The organism is Gilliamella sp. ESL0250, from assembly GCF_013345045.1.
Lineage (GTDB): Bacteria > Pseudomonadota > Gammaproteobacteria > Enterobacterales > Orbaceae > Gilliamella > Gilliamella apicola_H.
The window spans coordinates 243,721-264,385 of sequence record NZ_JAAEDV010000001.1 but is presented as its reverse complement, the minus strand read 5'-3'; the positions used below and the strand labels follow the sequence as shown (position 1 = coordinate 264,385).

13 protein-coding genes are annotated in these 20,665 nt (G+C 35.4%); 1 reads left to right on the top strand and 12 read right to left on the bottom strand.

What is annotated here, in order from left to right; genetic code table 11:
* Positions 1–1,148 precede the first annotated feature (1,148 nt).
* Entirely contained in the window at positions 1,149–2,219 is a 1,071-nt protein-coding gene (locus GYY69_RS01210; RefSeq protein WP_174796042.1) for a DUF3829 domain-containing protein, read from the top strand.
* 197 nt (positions 2,220–2,416) lie between these two features.
* Here the strand turns inward: GYY69_RS01210 and sstT are convergent, their stop codons facing one another.
* The 12 genes from sstT to GYY69_RS01150 all read right to left on the bottom strand — a co-directional run bounded on the left by sstT (position 2,417) and on the right by GYY69_RS01150 (position 20,659).
* Positions 2,417–3,658 carry a serine/threonine transporter SstT gene (gene sstT / locus GYY69_RS01205; protein ID WP_442902768.1) on the bottom strand — a complete coding sequence of 414 codons (1,242 nt, stop codon included), beginning with the start codon at positions 3,656–3,658 and terminating at the stop codon, positions 2,417–2,419.
* Between the two features lie 183 nt (positions 3,659–3,841).
* Positions 3,842–7,156: a hypothetical protein gene (locus GYY69_RS01200; RefSeq protein ID WP_174796041.1), complete on the bottom strand. Its 3,315-nt coding sequence runs from the start codon at positions 7,154–7,156 to the stop codon at positions 3,842–3,844.
* Positions 7,146–8,495: an SWIM zinc finger family protein gene (locus tag GYY69_RS01195; protein WP_194240576.1), complete on the bottom strand. Its 1,350-nt coding sequence runs from the start codon at positions 8,493–8,495 to the stop codon at positions 7,146–7,148. The genes GYY69_RS01200 and GYY69_RS01195 overlap by 11 nt, the downstream gene beginning before the upstream one ends.
* A gap of 133 nt (positions 8,496–8,628) precedes the next feature.
* On the bottom strand, positions 8,629–10,377 hold the full coding sequence (locus GYY69_RS01190; RefSeq protein ID WP_174796040.1) for an acetyl/propionyl/methylcrotonyl-CoA carboxylase subunit alpha: 1,749 nt from the start codon (positions 10,375–10,377) through the stop codon (positions 8,629–8,631).
* Complete coding sequence (locus GYY69_RS01185) at positions 10,370–11,968, bottom strand: 5-oxoprolinase subunit B/C family protein (protein ID WP_174796039.1); 1,599 nt, start codon at positions 11,966–11,968, stop codon at positions 10,370–10,372. The genes GYY69_RS01190 and GYY69_RS01185 overlap by 8 nt, the downstream gene beginning before the upstream one ends.
* Before the next feature lie 161 nt (positions 11,969–12,129).
* The gene (locus GYY69_RS01180; protein WP_174796149.1) at positions 12,130–12,906 is read right to left on the bottom strand and encodes a 5-oxoprolinase subunit PxpA; all 777 of its coding nucleotides are present in this window, start codon (positions 12,904–12,906) and stop codon (positions 12,130–12,132) included.
* Between the two features lie 14 nt (positions 12,907–12,920).
* Positions 12,921–14,156: an NRAMP family divalent metal transporter gene (locus GYY69_RS01175; protein WP_202984916.1), complete on the bottom strand. Its 1,236-nt coding sequence runs from the start codon at positions 14,154–14,156 to the stop codon at positions 12,921–12,923.
* 1,016 nt (positions 14,157–15,172) lie between these two features.
* Positions 15,173–15,634 carry an A24 family peptidase gene (locus tag GYY69_RS01170; protein WP_174796037.1) on the bottom strand — a complete coding sequence of 154 codons (462 nt, stop codon included), beginning with the start codon at positions 15,632–15,634 and terminating at the stop codon, positions 15,173–15,175.
* Positions 15,635–16,172: 538 nt separating this feature from the next.
* The gene (locus GYY69_RS01165) at positions 16,173–18,188 is read right to left on the bottom strand and encodes a TadE/TadG family type IV pilus assembly protein (RefSeq protein WP_174796036.1); all 2,016 of its coding nucleotides are present in this window, start codon (positions 18,186–18,188) and stop codon (positions 16,173–16,175) included.
* Positions 18,189–18,214: 26 nt separating this feature from the next.
* Complete coding sequence (gene tadF, locus GYY69_RS01160) at positions 18,215–18,970, bottom strand: tight adherence pilus pseudopilin TadF (RefSeq protein ID WP_174796035.1); 756 nt, start codon at positions 18,968–18,970, stop codon at positions 18,215–18,217.
* Positions 18,971–18,973: 3 nt separating this feature from the next.
* Positions 18,974–19,462 carry a TadE/TadG family type IV pilus assembly protein gene (locus GYY69_RS01155; RefSeq protein WP_174796034.1) on the bottom strand — a complete coding sequence of 163 codons (489 nt, stop codon included), beginning with the start codon at positions 19,460–19,462 and terminating at the stop codon, positions 18,974–18,976.
* 33 nt (positions 19,463–19,495) lie between these two features.
* Positions 19,496–20,659, bottom strand: a complete 1,164-nt coding sequence (locus tag GYY69_RS01150; protein WP_174796033.1) for a hypothetical protein — start codon at positions 20,657–20,659, stop codon at positions 19,496–19,498.
* Positions 20,660–20,665 lie beyond the last annotated feature (6 nt).

Sequence of the window (20,665 nt, the reverse complement as noted above, 5' to 3'; positions counted from 1 at the left end):
TCCAATAATAAGTAGTCATTCAAGAAAAAGCAACGCGATATGTTACATATGACAACGATCAAACTGGTAGTGCTTTCGAAAAGTAGGATTAATCCTAATGCTACTAAGCTTTAGAGGTGAAAGAGACAATCTTTGAAGATGAAAACACTACGACAAAGACTTCGATAGCCTATGGTCTATAGCAAAGAATAAAGAGATAAGTGAAAAGACAAACACTACTTTTACTAAAGATAACATTAAACAGATAGAAGATTCACTGTAAATTAAAAAATTTAATATCACAAAAGTATCGAATAAAAAATAGATAAATTCTAGTAATTATTCGCGTTGTTGATAGTAATTTCAGAAATTACAGTAATGCATATACCTAACGCCGTATCCCAGACAAGCGATATGGAGTCTATATCATAAAAAAACACCGCCATCGATTGGCTAAATATTTATGGTCAGTCGTCCGATCATTTATAATCAGCTAACAAACAACAAAGTCAAATTGAAGATAAATTAAGACAGCAAGCTAAATTTTTGTAAAAAATATTCAGGATTCTATACCGTTTCGTGATTACTTAGCACTTCGCAGTATCTATTTGTTAAAACGTGTAATAATAATCGTATCAATCAAATACTCACAAAACCTGCACGTTAACAAACAAATGGGAAAAACGAAAAAGATACATACTTTAATGGTGATGTGATGTTCGCTTTTTAGATTATATTTTTGTAAAAAATATTCAGGATTCTATACCGTTTCGTGGTTAATTAACACTTCACAGTATCCCATTTATTAAAAAGTATAATAATCATCGTATCAATCAAATACTCACAAAACCTGCACGTTAACAAACAAATGGGAAAAACAAAAAAGATACATACTTTAATGGTGATGTGATATTCACTTTTTAGATTATATTTTTTGTAAAAAATATTCAGGATTCTATACCGTTTCGTGATTAATTAACACTTCGCAGTATCTATTTGTTAAAACATGTAATAACCATCGTATCAATCAATGCCAGAATTATTATAAAAATTGAGCATAAACATCGCAATTTATCGTTCCAACTTCATATTTTATTAGAAATAATCATTAAAAGATAATAAAGTATTAACACACTGAATTTATAAAGCCAAAATTAAGGAAATAAATAATGAAAAAAAAATTTTTAACCGTATTGATTGCTGGATTTTTGATGATTGGCTGTGATGACAAACCAACCGAAAACAAAACACAACAACCCACAGCAACTTCAGAGGCTAAACCTTCTGATTCTAAAAAGACTGAAGATGTTTCACGGCAATTTGCACTGAAAGCGCGTAAAGGTAATATATGGCTAGAGGTTTTTAATGCTAATGTCTCCGAAGCTGCAGATGAATTAAGAGGGAATGGGCGTGGCAAGATGACTTCTTCTCTTTATCATCTTGATAGCAGTGTTAAGGGGTTTTTAAGAGGTCTCAGTGATAAAAACGGTAAAATTGATGTCAATTATGTGAAAAAAAATCCAACGAAACTTTTTATCGGCTATCACCCAGAACCAAAGGAGCTTGATGAATATAAACAATTCATTACTGAGTTATTAGCATTAAAACCAGAGTTACCCGAACTTGATGCCGCAGGCAAAGCATTAAGTGATAAATACGTTGAAATAGGATTAGCTTATGACCAGATAGCTAAATATTATTTAGATAATGAGTACAAATTGGATGACTTTGCCAAATTACCTGAACTGTTAAATAATCTTGACATGCTTTATAACCAATATGTTGAAGCAAAAAGTGTGGCTTTAGCAGCTTATGGTAAATTATACAAAGAAATCCATGCATTTCAAAAATCAGAAATAAAAAACAAAGGGTTAACAATTAACTACAATTGCATGGAAATCATGGATTTATCTGAAGATGTTATCGAGTTAATCAATGAAAGCTTTAACGAAAACAACCAGTTTAAAAATCTCGATAAATCAGCCCTTGAACAAAAAATTCAGCAAATAGAATCCATAACCAATGAATTAATGACGAATAAAGGCAAAAATAACTTGATTAAACAACAAGGTTTAAACGATATGTATTATGACCGTTTCGTTGATCGTTTACCTGGATTGATTAATCAAATGAAAGTAGTTTTAAAAAATTTACAGACCAATACTATAGAAAGAGAAGTTGATTCTTTGAATAGCGAACTTAAAAGTGTAATTGACGGCTATAATCAAGTAATCAATTAAAAATAGATAAACATCGTTTCATTGCTAACATTTTAGTCATTATCAATGACAATAAATAGTGGTATAAATAAAAACGGTGTAAATATTACACCGTTTGCAATGCATGAATTTTGGTTAAATAACCATCTGCATATCATTATGTAGTTGGTTATGTAGCTGAATGCAAATAGAATTCAATATTTAATCTGCGTTGATATTCATTTTTTATTTTGCGCTGCCGACGAAACTGCACCAATAAACACAACATCACTTGACGAATTTAATGCAGTTTCAACCGAATCTTGAATCACACCGATAGCAATCCCAATGCCAATCACTTTAGCTGAAATTTCGTTAGGAATACCAAACATACTACACGCGACAGGAATAAGCAGTAAAGATCCCCCCGCAATTCCCGATGCCCCACAAGCACATACTGAAGTTACAATACAAAGTAATACCGCAGAATAGATATCAACATGTATACCAGCACTAGCCGGCATTGAATTAACTGTGGCTAAAGTTAACACCGTTATAGTAACAGCCGCCCCCGACATATTAATTGCTGCGCCTAATGGCACAGCAACGGTATAGGTATCTTCATCCATGTTATATTTTTTACAGATTTCCATATTGACAGGAATATTTGCTGCTGAGCTACGTGTAAAAAAAGCAGGAATTGCACTCTCTTTTAAAGCAGTGAATACAAGTGGATATGGATTTTTTCGCATAACTAGATAAGCAAGTAATGGATTGATAACCAATGCAACAATCACCATGCAAGAAACTAATACAATTAATAAATGAGCATATTTTTTCAGCTCATCAAAACCTGTTTCGGCTAATGTTGAAGCAATAAGTCCAAAGACTCCCAAAGGCGCAAATCGAATAATAATTCTGACAATAAATGAGATAGCATAAGACAGATCATTCATCATTGTTTTAGTGCTTTCACTAGCGTGCCTTAGTGCTAAACCAATACCAACTCCCCATACAATAAGACCAATATAATTTGCATTTATCAGCGCATTGACAGGATTGTCGATCATTTTGCCTAATAACGTTTTTAACACCTCGGTAATGCCATTAGGCGGAGAAAGCTCAAGGTTATTTAGTGTGTCACCAAATGAAATTTGCGATGGGAATAAAAAACTAGCAATGGTTGCTAATAGTGCAGCTAACATCATTCCAACAAGATAAAGGGTAATTAACGATCTCATATTCGCCTGTTTACCATGCTGATGGTTGGATATTGATGCAATCACTAAAATGAGCACAAGTATTGGAGCTACCGATTTTAAGGCATTAATAAATAGTCCACCTATAAGAGACATTCCTAATGCGGTATCTTTCGATACTGCGGCGAGAATAATACCAAATATTAAGCCCAATAAAATCTGCGGTATCAACCCTACTTTTAAGTAAAAACGAACCAACGGATGAGAAGAATGAGTCATAATATTCCTTGTTTATTAAAATAAAGGCAAAACAATAACATAATTCAACATTATGTTTATAGAAAATAATCATCATCATAATGTTTTTTTATATATCACTTTACATAATGATTAAATTTAATTATTCATTGCTTTTATATTAGACATATTTTAGGTGTTCTAATCAATTTTCCAAAAATAACCATCTTACTTAAGTAATTCAAGTAGTTGTTTTGCTTTGTTTACTGCCACTGATTTTGCTTTTGCTTGGGCAATATCCGCTAATCCTTGCCATTGAGAATCAAGTTCAGTTAGATAACCGCGCCTAGTTGCCTCTTTCAAATAAGGGGCATAGGTTAATGACATATCTAAAATCCGATTGATCCAAACAGGTATTTTTTCACCTTGTTTTACTAGATTTCCAACAAACTTAATGCATTCAATTAATACTGGACAAAATATTGGCAATAAACTTGGTCTTTTTTCTAGTAATCGAATTAATTTAGCGGGGCTTAAATCAGGATAATCGAGAAACAACATAATAGCTTTACGCATGGTATCTGCATCAATGATTCCTTTTTTAACATTTTTTTCAAAAATAAAATTTGCTTTATAAGTATCACTGTCTTGAGCCAACAATCCGATAATCACTGTCACTAACGATTTTGAAAAAATCAGATTATCTGTGTTTAAAAAAATCAAATTATATTTACTTGATAATGGCCCATCGTTATTTTCTTGCCAATTACGTGTTTTTTCAACAACAAGTAACTGTTTGTTAATACACCAATGTAACCAAACTCTTGATTGAAAATTAGGTATAACTTGTTGATCTTTTGATAATGCTGGGTAAGCTTCGCATTGGAATTCGTATTCTAAATCATAATACCAATCATTTTTTACTATGTGGAAAACTTGGTTAGACACATTGGGGAGTTTTAAAGTAAACATTAGTGATTTAGCCAATGCTTTAGAAAAGCGTGATGATTGATCTATTACAGGCTTACTAATAGTAATTGAAACATTATCTTCAGGCACAACTTTAGCCTTTTGCGGTTTTGACCATACTTGGTCAAAATCATCAGGAGCTCGCATCGATACATCTTGTGTTAAAGGGGCGATTTTAGGTAGTTTTTCAACTATGGCTTTTGCTTTCTTAATCGCATTAGCACTCCCCTCTTTACTGGCTAACATTCTGATGCCAAGTAATTGCAATTGATTGGCATCGGCTATGCCTTGATCGACAGCATATTGAACTTCTGGTAAAAACTCAGCTATCGCATCAACAGTTTCAAGCGTGCCTGATAACAGTCTCGGCGCTTTACATGATGCGATGATTAATTGATCCAAAATAGGCCAAACCACCGAAAGAATGCCTTGTTTTGCAATATCGGTTAATACTGACACCAAACTAGCTATACGACAAGGAACCTGACTAAACCGCTCCAGTAACAAAACATCTGCCACACCTGGAATAAGCAAACCTCTTTGCCATGCATCATTTACTGCTTGAGCCATATTGCTAGCCACATAAGGCGAATTAGCGCGTTGCATAGCTAACAATGTCATTGCAGAACGTGCATCAAAAGGAGAACGTCTGTTAACAATTTGCTGGAACTCAAAACCTTGATGGTAATCTGTTGCCCAATCAATATCTGACGGTATTGCACTATCGTTCCATAACGGAAAAATAGCAAGAATTTTTGTAAACCCGTTATTTCCAATACGTTTAGGAAAATAATTTAATGATTGTGGCAGGGACAGTACGTCTTCAATATAAGTATTTAACGCTAATTTAGGTTCGATTACTGGATCGTCCAGATACTGTAATACTAAAGAGCCAGCATCAATTGGCATTTTTTGTCCTGATTGCAAAACGACTGCAACATTTAACTTCTTGAGTTTTTCTATCGTTGATGATGTTTGTGTCGAAACATCAAGACGAGTCAAGGCTAAAAACAGATCCGCCTCTAATGCATCAATTTTCAACTGTTGATAAATCGCTAATCGTTGACTAAGATCATCCACTGTTATTGAAAGATCACTCATGCTTGGTGTCGACAGTAAACAAGGTATTTTGCCTAAGTTTTTACAAACAATATAATCACGTGCTTTCAATAAATCAGACAAATATTTATGATACGGAATATCTTCGCCTTTACGCCAATAAAATAGAAAACCAAGAAGCTGGTCAACCCGCAATTTTATACCCGCTAAACTCGCTTTTGCTGCTTGAGGATCGTGATAAGCAATAATATTGGCTACAGCTAAAAATCTTTCCGTCACACTATCATGACCAGATATGTTTCTTTTTACTAATTCAGAGGCTAACTCAGTTAATACATCAGCGGAAATAGGCTCTAATTCAAAAGGCGGTAATTGCCAAAGTGGCGGTGTTGGTTGCCAAAGATGTTGTAACTCGGAGGAATTAGATTGTACGGTATGATTATCAAGATGCCACTTTGTAATTAGTTTGCTAGTTAAAGCCACAATTGACTCATCAGTTTGGTCAAGTAATAGGTTTAACAAAGGCATAAACAAATCAGCATTTTTGGGCTTTTTGCGATTTAGAGCAATCTTTAACACTAATTTTTTGACCGATTTTATTTTAGATGATAAGCATGCCGTCATCACTTCAACTAATAACTCATCATCAACAAAGGGGATTAAAACGGGTGCTAATCGATTAATGATTGCTGATTCACCCATGGCTAGTAATGGAATTAAAACAGGTACTCGCTGACACAATTCAGCATTGGTAACACCTAAATCATAAAGTGTATCTAACCATACTTTACGATCTATAGGACGAATAGCGATATCTAAGGCTAAAAAAATTAACTCTTTTGCTTGCTCTCGGTCAAGCCAACCTAATGTTACCCCCAAGCGAAACACTTCACTAAAAGACCCTGTAGCAGGTGTATTTAACGCAATAGCAATATGAATATGTTCGATAAATCGACGCTGACATTGAGCTATATTTGGAGGGATTTTATCGTAAAAAGGGTCGACAATATCAGCATCATGAATAGCAACTGAAAAATGCTTTACAACATCACAACCACGCATAGCAACCGCCGCATACAACGTCCAATCGGCGATATAATTTTGATTTTCAGGAATAATCAAATTTAAACGATCTACCAACTGAACAGCAAGATCTGTAGGCGCAGACGCTTGTTGCACAAAATTTTGTGCATAATTCTCACCACGTTCAATAATAACCGGCAATAACAAAGATGAATAAGTATAATGAGCAAGTTTTAACGCTCGGCTCACTGATACCCCAATCCGAATGGCATACAAAGCTAAATATGCTTTATTACACTTAACATAATCTTGCCATTGAAAAGCGTTACCAACTTTGACATAGTCACCCCATTTGCCACTTTTTAATCCTAAAAGTGCAATCTTTTGCTGCTCTTTGCTACCTAGCGGTTGTTGTAAAATATTGTCAGCTGTGACATTATTCCAATTCAAAGAAGTAAAAATCGCTTCGGCTTTTGCTAAGTTAGCATTCATAAATATTTTCCTTAATTTGCACTGCTAAAATATGTTTACACGGTCCTTTTTTGAGTTGATGATTCAGATACCATGAGCAAGTACATTGTGATGTCATTTTACTATTCTGCCTAACAAAACGGACACGATAGTCTTCGTTATTCGAGTGAACCATCCATGTGTTTTCATCAACCCGATCAATACATTCAAGCAATTTATAGGCCGATTTTAAACGCGGATTATCTTTGATAAGTCGATTAGGATCTTCAGGCAATTGACGATGAAAATAGCCATTTTGGTGTACATCAAAACCCAACTTACCTGAAACAGCTAGATACGCCAGCGAACTATTAATGCGCTGAGTATCTAAACCTGTTTTTATCGCTAGCTGAGCCAGATCGATCAGCGAATCAAATTGTAAAATAGATTGAATAAGTTGAGCATTTTGTAATTGCTGTTTTGGTGCAAGCAACTCAAGCAAGGCGCCTTCGCCAGAATAACCTTGCCATGGCTGTGCAGTTAAGCTCAAAGTAAGCCTTGCACCGTCGAGTTCAACTTCAACCATGCAGGGTCCTTGTTCGCCACTTGCTAACCGGTAAAAAGTTAAACGTTTAATATTGGTCATTAATCGCTTAAGTGCGCTTAACCGGTGTAGCCCCGAAATATACACACTATTGATATCGCCTTGAGCCATCAATTTAATACCGGTATTGGATGGCACTAGCCAGCTTGATTGTTGTTTACTAGTCACGGTTGGCAATCCCGCAATAAACGTTTGTGCTTGTATTCCCGTTACCGTAAAAACAGCGACCATTTTGGTATGAATTTCAGCTACATTACCAAGTGCTCGAATCCACCTATCTGGCATTGCAACAGGGCGCTCAATAATGGCTTTTATACCAATCACATCTCTATCTTGTTTTTGGATATGGTGCGTTGCCAAACCTTGATTGCCAATATTGAGATAAAGTTTATCTTTATTATTAACCTGAGTTAGCGCTTGCCTTAAGCTAATACCAATATCTACATTGGTTGTGCCTCGTGATATTTTTCCATCAAATCCTTGTTGTAGCAAATCTAAACGGGCATAAACACTGTTGCAGGCAGAAAAAACTTCTGCTCTTAATTGATTCCCTTGCGCAGATAAAACAGGATCACGCAAAGTCACCGGCACTGGTTTAAAATATCGGGTCGCAGTAATATCAGCCAGAACCAGTAAAGATCTAGCAAGAATCTGTGGGTAAAGAGCATAACCAGCAAAAAATTGAGGGTTGTCAATAATTCCATCTGGTGTTAAGGCTGGCGATAACGCTAAGGCTAATACGTCATTAGTGAGTTTTGATTGCTGAGAAAACTTCAATATAAATCATCCTAACACATTAAAAATAGACAAAATATCATGCTCATGAGTATAAAATAAGCAAAATATATTGTCTATATTTGATGTTTTTTTACTACTTTGATGAAAAATATTCTTGTTTTATCAACGCTATCTAAATGATTTCTGCAACAGGTGATCCCGCGTTGACATAATTGCCTTCTTTGATTGTCTGTTTTAAAACGCCGTTTCGATGTGCAATAACTTGAACTTCCATTTTCATGGCTTCCATAATAGCAATAACATCGCCTGCGTTTACGCTTTGATTATCATTGATCACCCATTTAAAAAGACTACCCGACACAGGTGACTGGACAATCAATTCAGAGATTTCTTCTTTCACGCTGGAAGATGTATCTAAATTAGCTTCCGTTTGCAAGGATAACCCAGCAAAGAGTTGTGCAGGAAAACCCAGTTTACAACGTTTACCGTCAATCTCGATAAATGTGTGAGTCAGCGTTGCTTCTTTTTGTGGTATTTGCCTTTTGGTCGGCGTTATTGTTGCAGTCAATTCAGTTTCGATCCAACGCGTATGCATTTTAAAATCATCACAAAAATCTGGATGTTCAATAACCGCACGTGCAAATGGTAATACACTTGCCACCCCCTCAATCGAAAACTCAGCTAAAGCACGACGAGCCCTTGCAATGGCCTGTTCACGATTATTTCCAACAATAATCAGTTTTGCTATGAGTGAATCAAACATTGCAGGGATCGTTGAACCCGTTACCACCCCACTATCTAAACGTACTCCCGGCCCCGATGGTGCATCAAACCGTTTAATGGTACCAGCTACGGGTAAAAAGCCATTAGCTACATCCTCAGCATTAATACGAAACTCAATAGCGTGACCTCGTGGTTTAGGCGTTTGGTTAATACTAAGCGGTAAACCTTGGGCAATGCGCAGTTGCTCGATAACAAGATCGACACCCGTTGTTTCTTCTGTAACTGGGTGTTCAACTTGCAATCTTGTGTTTACTTCAAGGAAGGATAACTTGCCATCCTGACTAAGCAAAAATTCAACTGTACCCACACCGACATAATTTGCTTTAGCACAAATATCAATCGAAGCTTGAATAATTTGTTGCTCTAATTGTTCGGTTAAAAACGGTGCTGGTGATTCTTCAATTAATTTTTGGTTACGACGTTGCAGTGAACAGTCACGAGTTCCAACCACAACGACATGACCTAATGTATCTGCAATGATTTGTGCTTCAATATGCCGAGGATTATGTAAAAATTGTTCTAAAAAACATTCACCACGACCAAAGGCAGTAGTCGCTTCGCGTACAGCGGAATGATAAAGTTCTTCAACTTCTTCCATTTGCCAAGCCACCTTTAATCCCCGACCGCCGCCACCGAATGCCGCTTTAATCGCTATCGGTAAACCATGAGCGTGCGCAAATTCAACGACCTCTTTAACATCTTGCACTGGTTGTTTAGTTCCAGCCACTAAAGGCGCGCCAACTTGCAATGCAAGTTGTCTGGCTCTGACTTTATCGCCTAACATTTCGATCGTTTCTGGATTTGGTCCAATCCATATTAAACCAGCATTTTGCACTGCTTTAGCAAATTCAACACGTTCTGATAAAAACCCATAACCTGGGTGCACCATTGTAGCGCCTGATTTTTTGGCTATAGCAATGATTTTATCAATATCGAGATAAGTTTCACTCGGTAAGTTGCCTGATAATCCATAAGCTTCATCTGCCATTTGTACATGAAGTGCATCAATATCCGCATCGGCATAAATTGCAATAGACAAAAAACCCATATCACGACAAGCACGTATAATACGTACGGCAATCTCGCCTCGGTTAGCGATCAATACTTTGTGAGTTATTTTTTGATTATTTTCAGACATGATCAATATCACTCCCTTCAATTTCTTTAAACATCCCTATAGGATTAAATTTTATTTTGGCATTGACTGGAATTTGACCGGCCAAATCTAAATGGTATGTACACACAGCCCCGATAACAGGATAGCCCCCTGTTAAAGGATGATCATTCAAAAATAGTACCGGCTGCCCATTTGCTGGAATTTGTATTGCTCCCATGCAGGTGCCTTCACTGGGTAATTCTTGCGCTTTGTCACGGCTTAAAGGCATGTCACCAGACAAACGTAAACCAATACGATTAGATGCAGGTGTCACCTGCCATAGTTGAGAAGAAAGTAATTCTACCGCTTGCTTTGTAAACCAATCAGTACGCGGCCCAAGCACAATATCGAGTACAATAACATCATTACAAGTAGGATAGCGTATCATTGGTGTTTCGGTTAACGACACCGCATTTAAAGTTTGAATTTTCTTAATAGCTAGCGTTTGACCGATTTTTAGTGGCGATGGTCCGACTTGAGCAAGTGTATCATAAGAGCAACTGGTTAAAACAGGTGATACTTGAAAACCACCACGCACAGAGAAATAACTACGCACACCACATTTTACGCTTCCCAAACTAATAATATCGCCTTTTTCCAATTGAATCGGTTGATACATGGCCACATTATACTTTTCGCCATCTGATGTTGTAATGTGTATATCACACTCAGCCCCTGTAACAGCAACCAACATACCACGGTTTACCTGCGCTTTAAAACCACCTTGCGTAATTTCTAATACGGCTTCATTTATTGGATTGCCCACAATGCGGTTACCGCTATGTAATGCTCCCTTATCCATCGCTCCAGATTCAGAGATACCTAATGCCGCCTGACCAATGCGCCCTGCGTCTTGTAGAAGTGTTTGTAATCCTGTTGCTAATATTTTGATATCCTGTTGTTGATTGCTGTTGCTATCGCCTTTTTTAGCGGTAGGCAAATGATACTTCTTAGTGGATTTGCTAGCATCAACAAAATTAACTCGGCTACCGGGTTTCAATAGTGCAGGTTGATCGCGATTTAAATCCCATACAGCGGTATCGGTTATACCAATAAGTTGCCAACCGCCGGGACTAGCTTGAGGATAAATACTACTAAACTCACCTGCTAAAGCAACTGAACCAGCTGGAATACGAACTCGTGGTGATGGACGACGCGGTACATTAAGCTGAGCATTTTTAGACACCATATAAGCAAAGCCAGGCGCAAAACCACAAAAAGCCACTTGATATTCATTATTGGTGTGTCTTGCAATGACTTCAGCAACAGTTATACCTAGATATTCAGCCACTTGGGCTAAGTCCTCGCCATTATAATGAACAGGTATTGTCACCAATTCACCAGATTGCATAACACTTGCTGAAATATCCAATTTAGCGATATGCTTAACAAGCGTATTAGCATTAGTCGCAATGGGGTTATAACGAATCAATATAGTGCGCGCTGCGGGGATTATCTCTTCTATATGCCAATGTATAAATACACTTTGCAGTGCATTGGTAAGCGCCATCGTTTGCTCAAGAGTTGTTAATTCAACAATAAACGCATCAACATTAACGGGTAAAAATCGCATTAAGCACCTCTATATATAGTAAATATCCAATCCCTAACTATAACTATTTTATAGCGTTGTGTCATATCAGAGACTAAATTTATTGCCGGCTTAACAAATTCGTATCTAATCATAGTTCTATTTTTTCGTTAACTTAATTAAGTTTCCAAAACTTAACTAATCTAATGATTATTTACCTTAGCAAACGAAACAATATTAATGCCATTTTGTTGTAATTTTTCACGAACTTTTTGCGCCATTGTTAAGGCACCAGCGCTATCGCCATGAACACAAATTGATCCCGCCTCAATACCGACAAACTGCCCATCTACAGAAGTCACACCACCATCACTCACTAACTGTAGCATACGGTCTGCAACTAGATCGGGATCGTGCAACACAGCGCCGGCTTCTTTACGAGACACTAACGTACCATCGGCATGATATACCCTATCAGCAAAAGCCTCGGCAACCACACGCAAGCCGTTTTCTTTAGCCCACTCAATGAGTTTTGAGCCCGCAAGCGCAACTAAAATCAGTGTTGAATCAACCGAACAAAGTGCATCAATCACTGCCATTGCCTGACGCTTATCATGCGCAATTGTGTTATATAATGCACCATGAGGTTTAACATAACTCACCTTAGCACCAATTGAAGCGGCTAACCCTTTGAGTGCACCAATTTGATAAATCACATCTGCGGTTAATTCATCGGCGGCTATATCCATATTACGACGGCCAAAACCAACTAAATCAGGATAACCGACATGAGCACCAACTTCGACATGATTTGCTTTGGCCGCTTTTAATGTCTTTAAAATACCCGCTGGCGATCCTGCATGGAATCCGCAAGCAATATTGGCACTGCTAACAACTTTTAGCAGTGCCTCATCATTTCCCATCTGCCATTGACCAAAGCTCTCGCCAAGGTCACTGTTTAAATCAATACATTTAGTGATTGTCATATTGTCCTCTATTTTAAATAGTTAAAAATAGTAGCGACCGACATTATGCCCATATACCAAGTAATTGCACACACAACTATACCTGACAGCAATAACCATCTTGGATAATGATATCCAGACATAAGATCAGCACGTCGCCAACCAATATAGACAAAAATAGTTAAACCAAGCGGTAAAACTAAGCCATTAAAACCACCCGCAAAAACTAATAATGATACAGGTGCGGTTCCCATGATTAAATAAATAGTTAGCGAAATGGCAATAAAAATAATAGTGGCAAACTGGCGTTGCTTTTCTGTAATTTCCCGTTTAAAAGGGGTAATAAAAGTCATTGAAGTATAAGCTGCGCCAATAATACTAGTTATCGCAGCCGCCCATAAAATCAAACCAAAAATACGTAACCCCAATTCACCTAAAGCGGCCTGAAAGGCTTGTGATGCGGGATTGGCAGCATAGCTTGAAATGTCAATTGTTACACCACTTGCAACCACACCTAAAATGGCTAAAAATAAGATGTAACGCATCAAACCCACAACCATTATTCCTTTGGTTGCCGCGCCCGAAACATAATCAATATGCTGAGCACCAACCATACCTTTATCAAGTAAACGGTGAGCACCAGCATAAGAAATATACCCCCCAACCGTTCCCCCAACAATAGTCGTAATAGAGGCAAAATCAACACTGCTTGGAAAAACCGTTTCCTTTAAAGCTTGCCCAACAGGTGGTTGAGAAGCAAATACCACAAACAAGGTCAAAATAATCATGAGCAAACCAAAACCAATCATTAAACGATCAATAAAATGACTGGCTTTACGAGATGAAAATATATAAACCGCTAAGAGTGCACTAATTGCCCCACCCCATTTAGGATCAAGCCCAACAAGTGCGTTTAAACCTAAACCAGCGCCGGCTATATTACCAATATTAAACACCAATCCACCAAATATAATCAGCACTGCAAGTATATAGCCACTAAATGGAATCGTCGCATTAGCAATATCTGAAGAATTCATTTTGGTTAACGCAACAATTCGCCAAATATTTTGCTGAACAACAAAATCAATAATAATAGAGGCTAAAATACCAAAGCCAAAAGCAGTACCAAGGGTGACGGTAAAAGTGGCTGTTTGGGTAATAAAGCCCGGACCAATTGCCGAAGTCGCCATTAAAAAAATAGCACTGATTAATGAGGCACGCCGATTTTTAACAAAAGCAACGGTACTACCGCTATTATTTTCCATATGCATGTTTCCTCTAAACTTATTTCTAGAATTATGACTATAGTTATACCAAATAGTATTTACAGACAATGACTATGCCATAGCTCTAACAAATTTTGATAAATAGGGATAAATATAATTACTGTTTTTAAAGTAAAAAACTAATAAAAAATAATTATAATGATTCATCAACAAAGAATAACGAACTTATTAATGATAAAGGAGATAACTCAATTTTTAACTTGCACTCAATTAATGTGCAAAAATACCCTTAAATAGGGTAAATATCTTTAATTAACATTACTAAAAATAATAATTTTTGTAAAGAAGTTTCAGATAACCCTACATTTCAATATAAAAAACTAAAGAAATTCATCTTATACCAATTTAAATATAAGGTAAGTTTTTTTTCATAAATTTGTTTTATGTTTTACATAAAACAAAAATAGAGTTACCCATAAAGATATTTTCAATAATTTTTAATGATATTTTTATAATATGTTTACTTAACTTACAATCTAGACATGATAACACTGATCCTCTCAGACAAAGAAAATCGGTCAATGGTTTCCACTATCTATCCAATTGTCTGACTGGTATTTAAAATAAGGCGGGGTAAAAATAATGCGTAACACAATTACTATCTAATGTCTTAATATAATGGAACTAGAAATTGAAATGGCCAACAAGTTGTTATACACTCAATAATATGAGATTAGTTGATTTTAAAAACGACAAAGACCCTTGTCATTTTCTAAGTTAGTTTTGCACTCAGTATGAAGTACTAAAATCTAAAATAATCACCTTTTTTAAAATTAAACAATCATATTGGTATATAAAATTATACATTTTAGTCAGCCTATTATTTATCTTTTGTAAATTCACATTTATGCATGTTGCAATTACTGTTTAAGTAGTAAATATAATTGATGATTAGATAAAGAGAGAAAGTTTCCCAACTTCCTGCTGTTGGCTGGGAAACATTAATGTTTATTCGAAGTCCACTTATATTAAAAATGGCAATGGCAAATTAATTATTAAAAAATGACCTTAAATAGTGTGATTGATGAAATTAAAAAATAGCTCGCACTAATTGCTATCCCATAAGGTAAGGTAACGCCACCTTCTGGTTTTTTTAGATGCTTATATATAATTGCGATGATTGCCAGCGGTAGCCCAAAGAGTGTGATTATCATCAAAAAAGACAGAACGCTGCTGCCTGATGGAATAGAGATTAAAAGTACAGTAATTAATTTTATATCCCCTGCACCAACAAATCGACAATAAAACATAAAAAAACCACAGATTAAAAATATGCCCGATGCACTATAGTTTAGTTGACCATCTCCAAAAATAAAATTCAAAATAGTAAGGATGAATATTATGCCAACAATATAATTTGAAATCGTGCGGCGTGTTAAATCAGTATAACAAGAAACCAACAAGCATCCCCAAATTAGTAACAAAATAATATCATTAATTAATCCATGACTAATCATTATTTTCCTTGCCTCTGAACGTGATCTTTACTATAAAATTTTTCATTGCATCTACAAAAAAATGCATTCCAATCGCAGGTTTCCAATTTCTTATTCCAATCATTTAGTCAAATTTACATCCACCACCATACCAAAGACTTGTCATTCATCATACCAATAAAATTGATACTCTTTATCGCCATCAAGCTTAACAAAATTACTTTCGTAGTTTCTAAATGTTGCTACGTTACGTACAAGATATTTCTAAAAGCACCATCAATAATATTCCATATTAGCAATTTTTCATCTTTAGTACTGGTAATACATCCAGAATATTGGAAATAAAGTCGAATATCACTATCTTTTTTACGCCGACTCTAAATGATTACTTCTCCCATACCATAAACTTAATCTAATGCATCTAAAAAAGCGGTAAAAGTATTCCCACCAAAGAACTGTAAATAGTACAGCGCCCCCTAAACCTCTCAAGTTTAATAATCCGTATTCCTGATTTTATTGTTATACAACAGCATAGAACCGCTATTCACGAATGATAGCCTTAATCTAAAGTCCTAGACTCATCTTTGATAACAAAATTTCCCGTCTCTGTCTGAATAATTTTTGTCATTGTATCAAGTAATGTCTGATAATCTTGAGCCTCATGTAAATATTGTACATTACCATTCATACACTTAGTGAACCATTTGCCGTATATTGCTTCATATTGAGCATCTGTTGACAAATTATTTGCCTCTGGATTGAGCATTATATAGTGGATCGCCGCCGTTTTAGCCACCCTCGCAATAAGACCTTTGTCTCTATTGTCTGACGAAGTTAACCCGCTAGTTATTGCTTGGCAAATACCTTTATCCAAAAATTGATCTCTAAGAATATCGGCCCCAGCATCATCTTTGCCATCAGTAATAATAATTATCAATTTATTATCAGCGGTACTACTTGCCATTATGGGAACAGTCCGTAACAGTGCAGTCATTGTATCTGTTCCTCCTCCTGGTTGCCAATTTCCATGCTCCATATACCTGAGTAATTTTCTATTGTGATCTTTATCGGAACTAAAAGGAACTAAATAAGGGGATAATTTAAATGTCCCGATATGCCTTGAGGCTTCTTGATACCTTTGGACATTAGAATTCATATTAATCACTCTTTCACTCATAATACCATTATTATATAAAGGGGATTGGCACATTCCCAAAAATGGTGAAAAATCACTACTCGCTGGCGAAATCGGTCGATTAAATGTTATCGTTTTCCCATCCATTCCCTCAAATAATTCATTAATTGTACCGTCTACATCAACTGTTTTAGTATTAGCAAATGAATAATGCACATCATTAAAATTTCCCGAAAACATATAGTTATACAGTTGAACTACCTTACCATATTGTTCTTTAACAATGTTTTTATTTCGACTGCTTAATGGGTAATCAGGATTATTTTCACCACAAGCAAATTTTGCATTTCCCATATTAATCTGTTCACTAGGAGATCGACTTCGACACAATCCTCCACTCACTAAAGCTCCATCACTATAAAGTCCTTTTGCAGGTCCAATTATTTGTGAATAATAACGATAATTAAAATAGTCTAAATAATAATAAACGGTGTTCTTGAATTTATTGAAATAGTCATAGGATGAATAATCATCTTTACCTTCATTATCTTTATCTATAGTAATCGCCCCATTTGTTTTTAAGCTACTCCATTTTCCATATGCAATATTTTTATTGGCCCAAAAATTATAATCAATTTTGTCTTTGCCATAAGGTGGCTTCATTTTGTACATAACCGAACAACCATAGCTCTCTCCATCAGCAGGGTTTGCTGTATTTTGCTTAACAGGTACGCCAATGTCATAAGGAACCAATGCAAACTTAGTTGAATCTCCATTAAACCTCTTAATAATGCCAATTATTGCATTATTCATATATTCGAGACGTTGCTGACCAGCATCTATAGCTTCGGAGTAACTGTTACAATTTGGGTTGTCTACCGATTGATATTTGCACGTTACTGAACCTGAAAAATCGGCGACAAATGCGATATCATATGCATCAAAACGCTGAAATTTTTTTGTATTACCATAACTTTCCGTATTACCTTCAATCGGTATAGATAGATTTAACACATCATCTTTTTTATTATTTTTATCACTACTAGTTAGGGAATTAGATTTTTGTGCATAAACAACACTATATACTCCTGATCTTTCGCTATATTCTATATTGATAGTAGCACCACTTTCTTTTGCTAAATTGTCACTAATTTTTTGATCGGTAAAATAATTAATATAGTTCAATGCCATTTTACGATTTTGTTCAATTGCTTCATTGCCAACATTTTTATTGTCTAAAGCTATAATGGCTAACGAGGCTTCGTTTGTTGCTTCAGAGAGCCGAGCACGATTACGCATTGTTTCGGCATAATTTATTGAAACTAACATACAAATAAATAGAGTAGGAAGCATAATCGCAAAGCTTACAGCAACAGCTCCTGAAGTACACTTAAAAAAAGATTTATTATCATTCATTTGGTTATACTTATTATTGCTCATGTATAATCCTCTAAAAAGCATGTTGATTAGCGATGATAAATTGGGCAAGCAGTCTCATCAACGTTCAAAATATCATTACAGCGAGACAACACTACAATGTTACTACATAAATTTGGTAAAGTATCCGTGGATTGTCTGTTTGAGTTGAGCCATTTTAAATAAAGGCTCTCTTCGTTAACAATACATATACTAACGCGATATAAGGGAATCCAACGTCCTGCTAACCCACTTGTAGGGTCGGCAATTCTTGGAACATACGGAGTAAGTTTTGAATAGTTATAGAGTGAATTTGAACGATTATTGATGCTGGGTAACGAGGTAAAATAGTTTCTTATTCCATTATTACAGTTACCAGAAGGGCAAGATTCAGCGCTTAACGCGACAAGCTCAGCCCTTTCCAAGCTCGCAGGGTGAGCAACATCTTGAAAAATAAATAAACCATCTATTTTTAAAGCAACATCACGTCCATTTAGTAATGAACTCGCTATTTGACTGAGTTTTTTCGCTTGAGTATTATCAAACAGCTCATAGGATTGAAAGCAGGGGTTAGAATTACCGCATAATGAAAAATCAGAACCATTTATAGCAGGAAACAAAGATGATCTTTCGCGAAAAATTGATGCTACTGCATAATTCGCTCGCTCCAATCTATTTTGTAGCATGATGGTACTATATACATCATAGATAATGAATACTATAACCGAAAACAAACCGAGACACGCTGCAAACTCTATGGAAAGTATGCCGTTTTTATTGTGCAAAAAATTACCAGAAAATTTCATTTTTTAATCCGTTTCTCTATGTTCAATTGGATAAAACTCACGGTACACAATTGTTTTCTTTTTCAAAGAAGAGTCAATTATACGACTAAATAGTTCGGAAAAAATGGCGTAATAATGATACTCCAAATCAAATACTAATATGTGAGTATTATCGCTGAGAGCGTCTTGACACTTATTCTCTATTGCTTCTTCTATTGTTTCACAATAAGTTAGTGTTATATCTAATTCTTCTCCATTAGTCAAATAGGGCCACATCGGTACTTCAAGTAAAGCGAAATGGTTGACCACTTCGTCATAATCATTGTATTCATAAAGTGAAGTTTTTTTTGTTATCTCTGTAACCATTAAATCCAAAGACGAACCAATAGCCATAATTCGACTAAATTCAAGTACAAACAAAAACAGAACACCCAAATAAGGAACAACGATTGCAGCTTCTATTGAAACACTTGCTCTCTTTTGACGAAACAACAATTTCCAATATTTCAACATAATTTTTGCCCTACTCTATTATTATATAAAGGGTTAATCTTTCTTTTTCTTAAATATTGAAAAAGATGTTTTTGATTTACTTTTTTTGATTTTTTTATTACCAATAATAGCTGAAGCTATTTCTTTGATTTCACTGTTATTATGTGCTTTTTTAAATTTATCCATCCTTGGGATAAATTTACGTGTAAAATCAATACTTCGACCTAAAAACTCTTCAATATCATTATCTCGTAAAGCATTTTTTTTATCATAAGGAAGATTATCATTTAAACAAACCAAAAAGCGCTTATTTAATAAATCTGAATTTTGTGTGGTTGCTCGAGAAATTTCATCTAGCATTTTTTTAGCCACTTTAATAGAGAAAGGATCCCGATTTGTTACGATAAAAACGATATTTGAAAGTGTAATCATCTCATCAAAATGCTTAAATGAAGATGATAATCCCATATTTTGATCAATAACAGTAATGTTGAATTGTCCAGAATTCAAATCATCATATTTCCAAATCTTATCGCTAGATTCAACTTTTACTTGTAAAGAAAATTCAACATCAACTATTGAACCATCTTGGGGAATAGGCATTTCAAATAAAAAATCAGCATTAGGGCTAGTTGTTGCACCTTGAACATAGAGAAGAGGATAATTAGTTAACAAACTGATATGTTTTAGTGTATGAACCGCTAATGATGATGTGCCAATTCCGCCTTTACAACCTAAAAATGTAATAATGCTACCAACCCTTTGGCTTGAACCTTGTGGTGTCAAACTCTTTGAATGTAAAATAGAAGGGATTTTCTCCAATTGACCTTCTTCTAATAAGAAATGTATTCCTTTTCTTAGTAATAATTCAGAAAATTGGATTGAATCATGGCTACCAACGAGTATGGTTGATGTTTTAATTGGAATACAACGATTAACATTTTCTGATAATAACTCAGCATCATCTTCATCTTGGATATCTAGAATAATTGCATCGTACTTGTTCCAACGTGGCTCCTCTTTTAATTCAGATAAGTCTAACGAGATGATCTCCATACTTAATACATTGTAGAGAAAAAGTATAGAACGAATATTTTCAATCAATTCACTTCTTTTGCTTAAAATAGCAACGTGAAAACCAGAAATACGCCCAACCACAAATTCTTGTGAAAGTTCTTTTGATATATCTTTATCTTTTTTATTACCAAATAATTGCATAAGAAT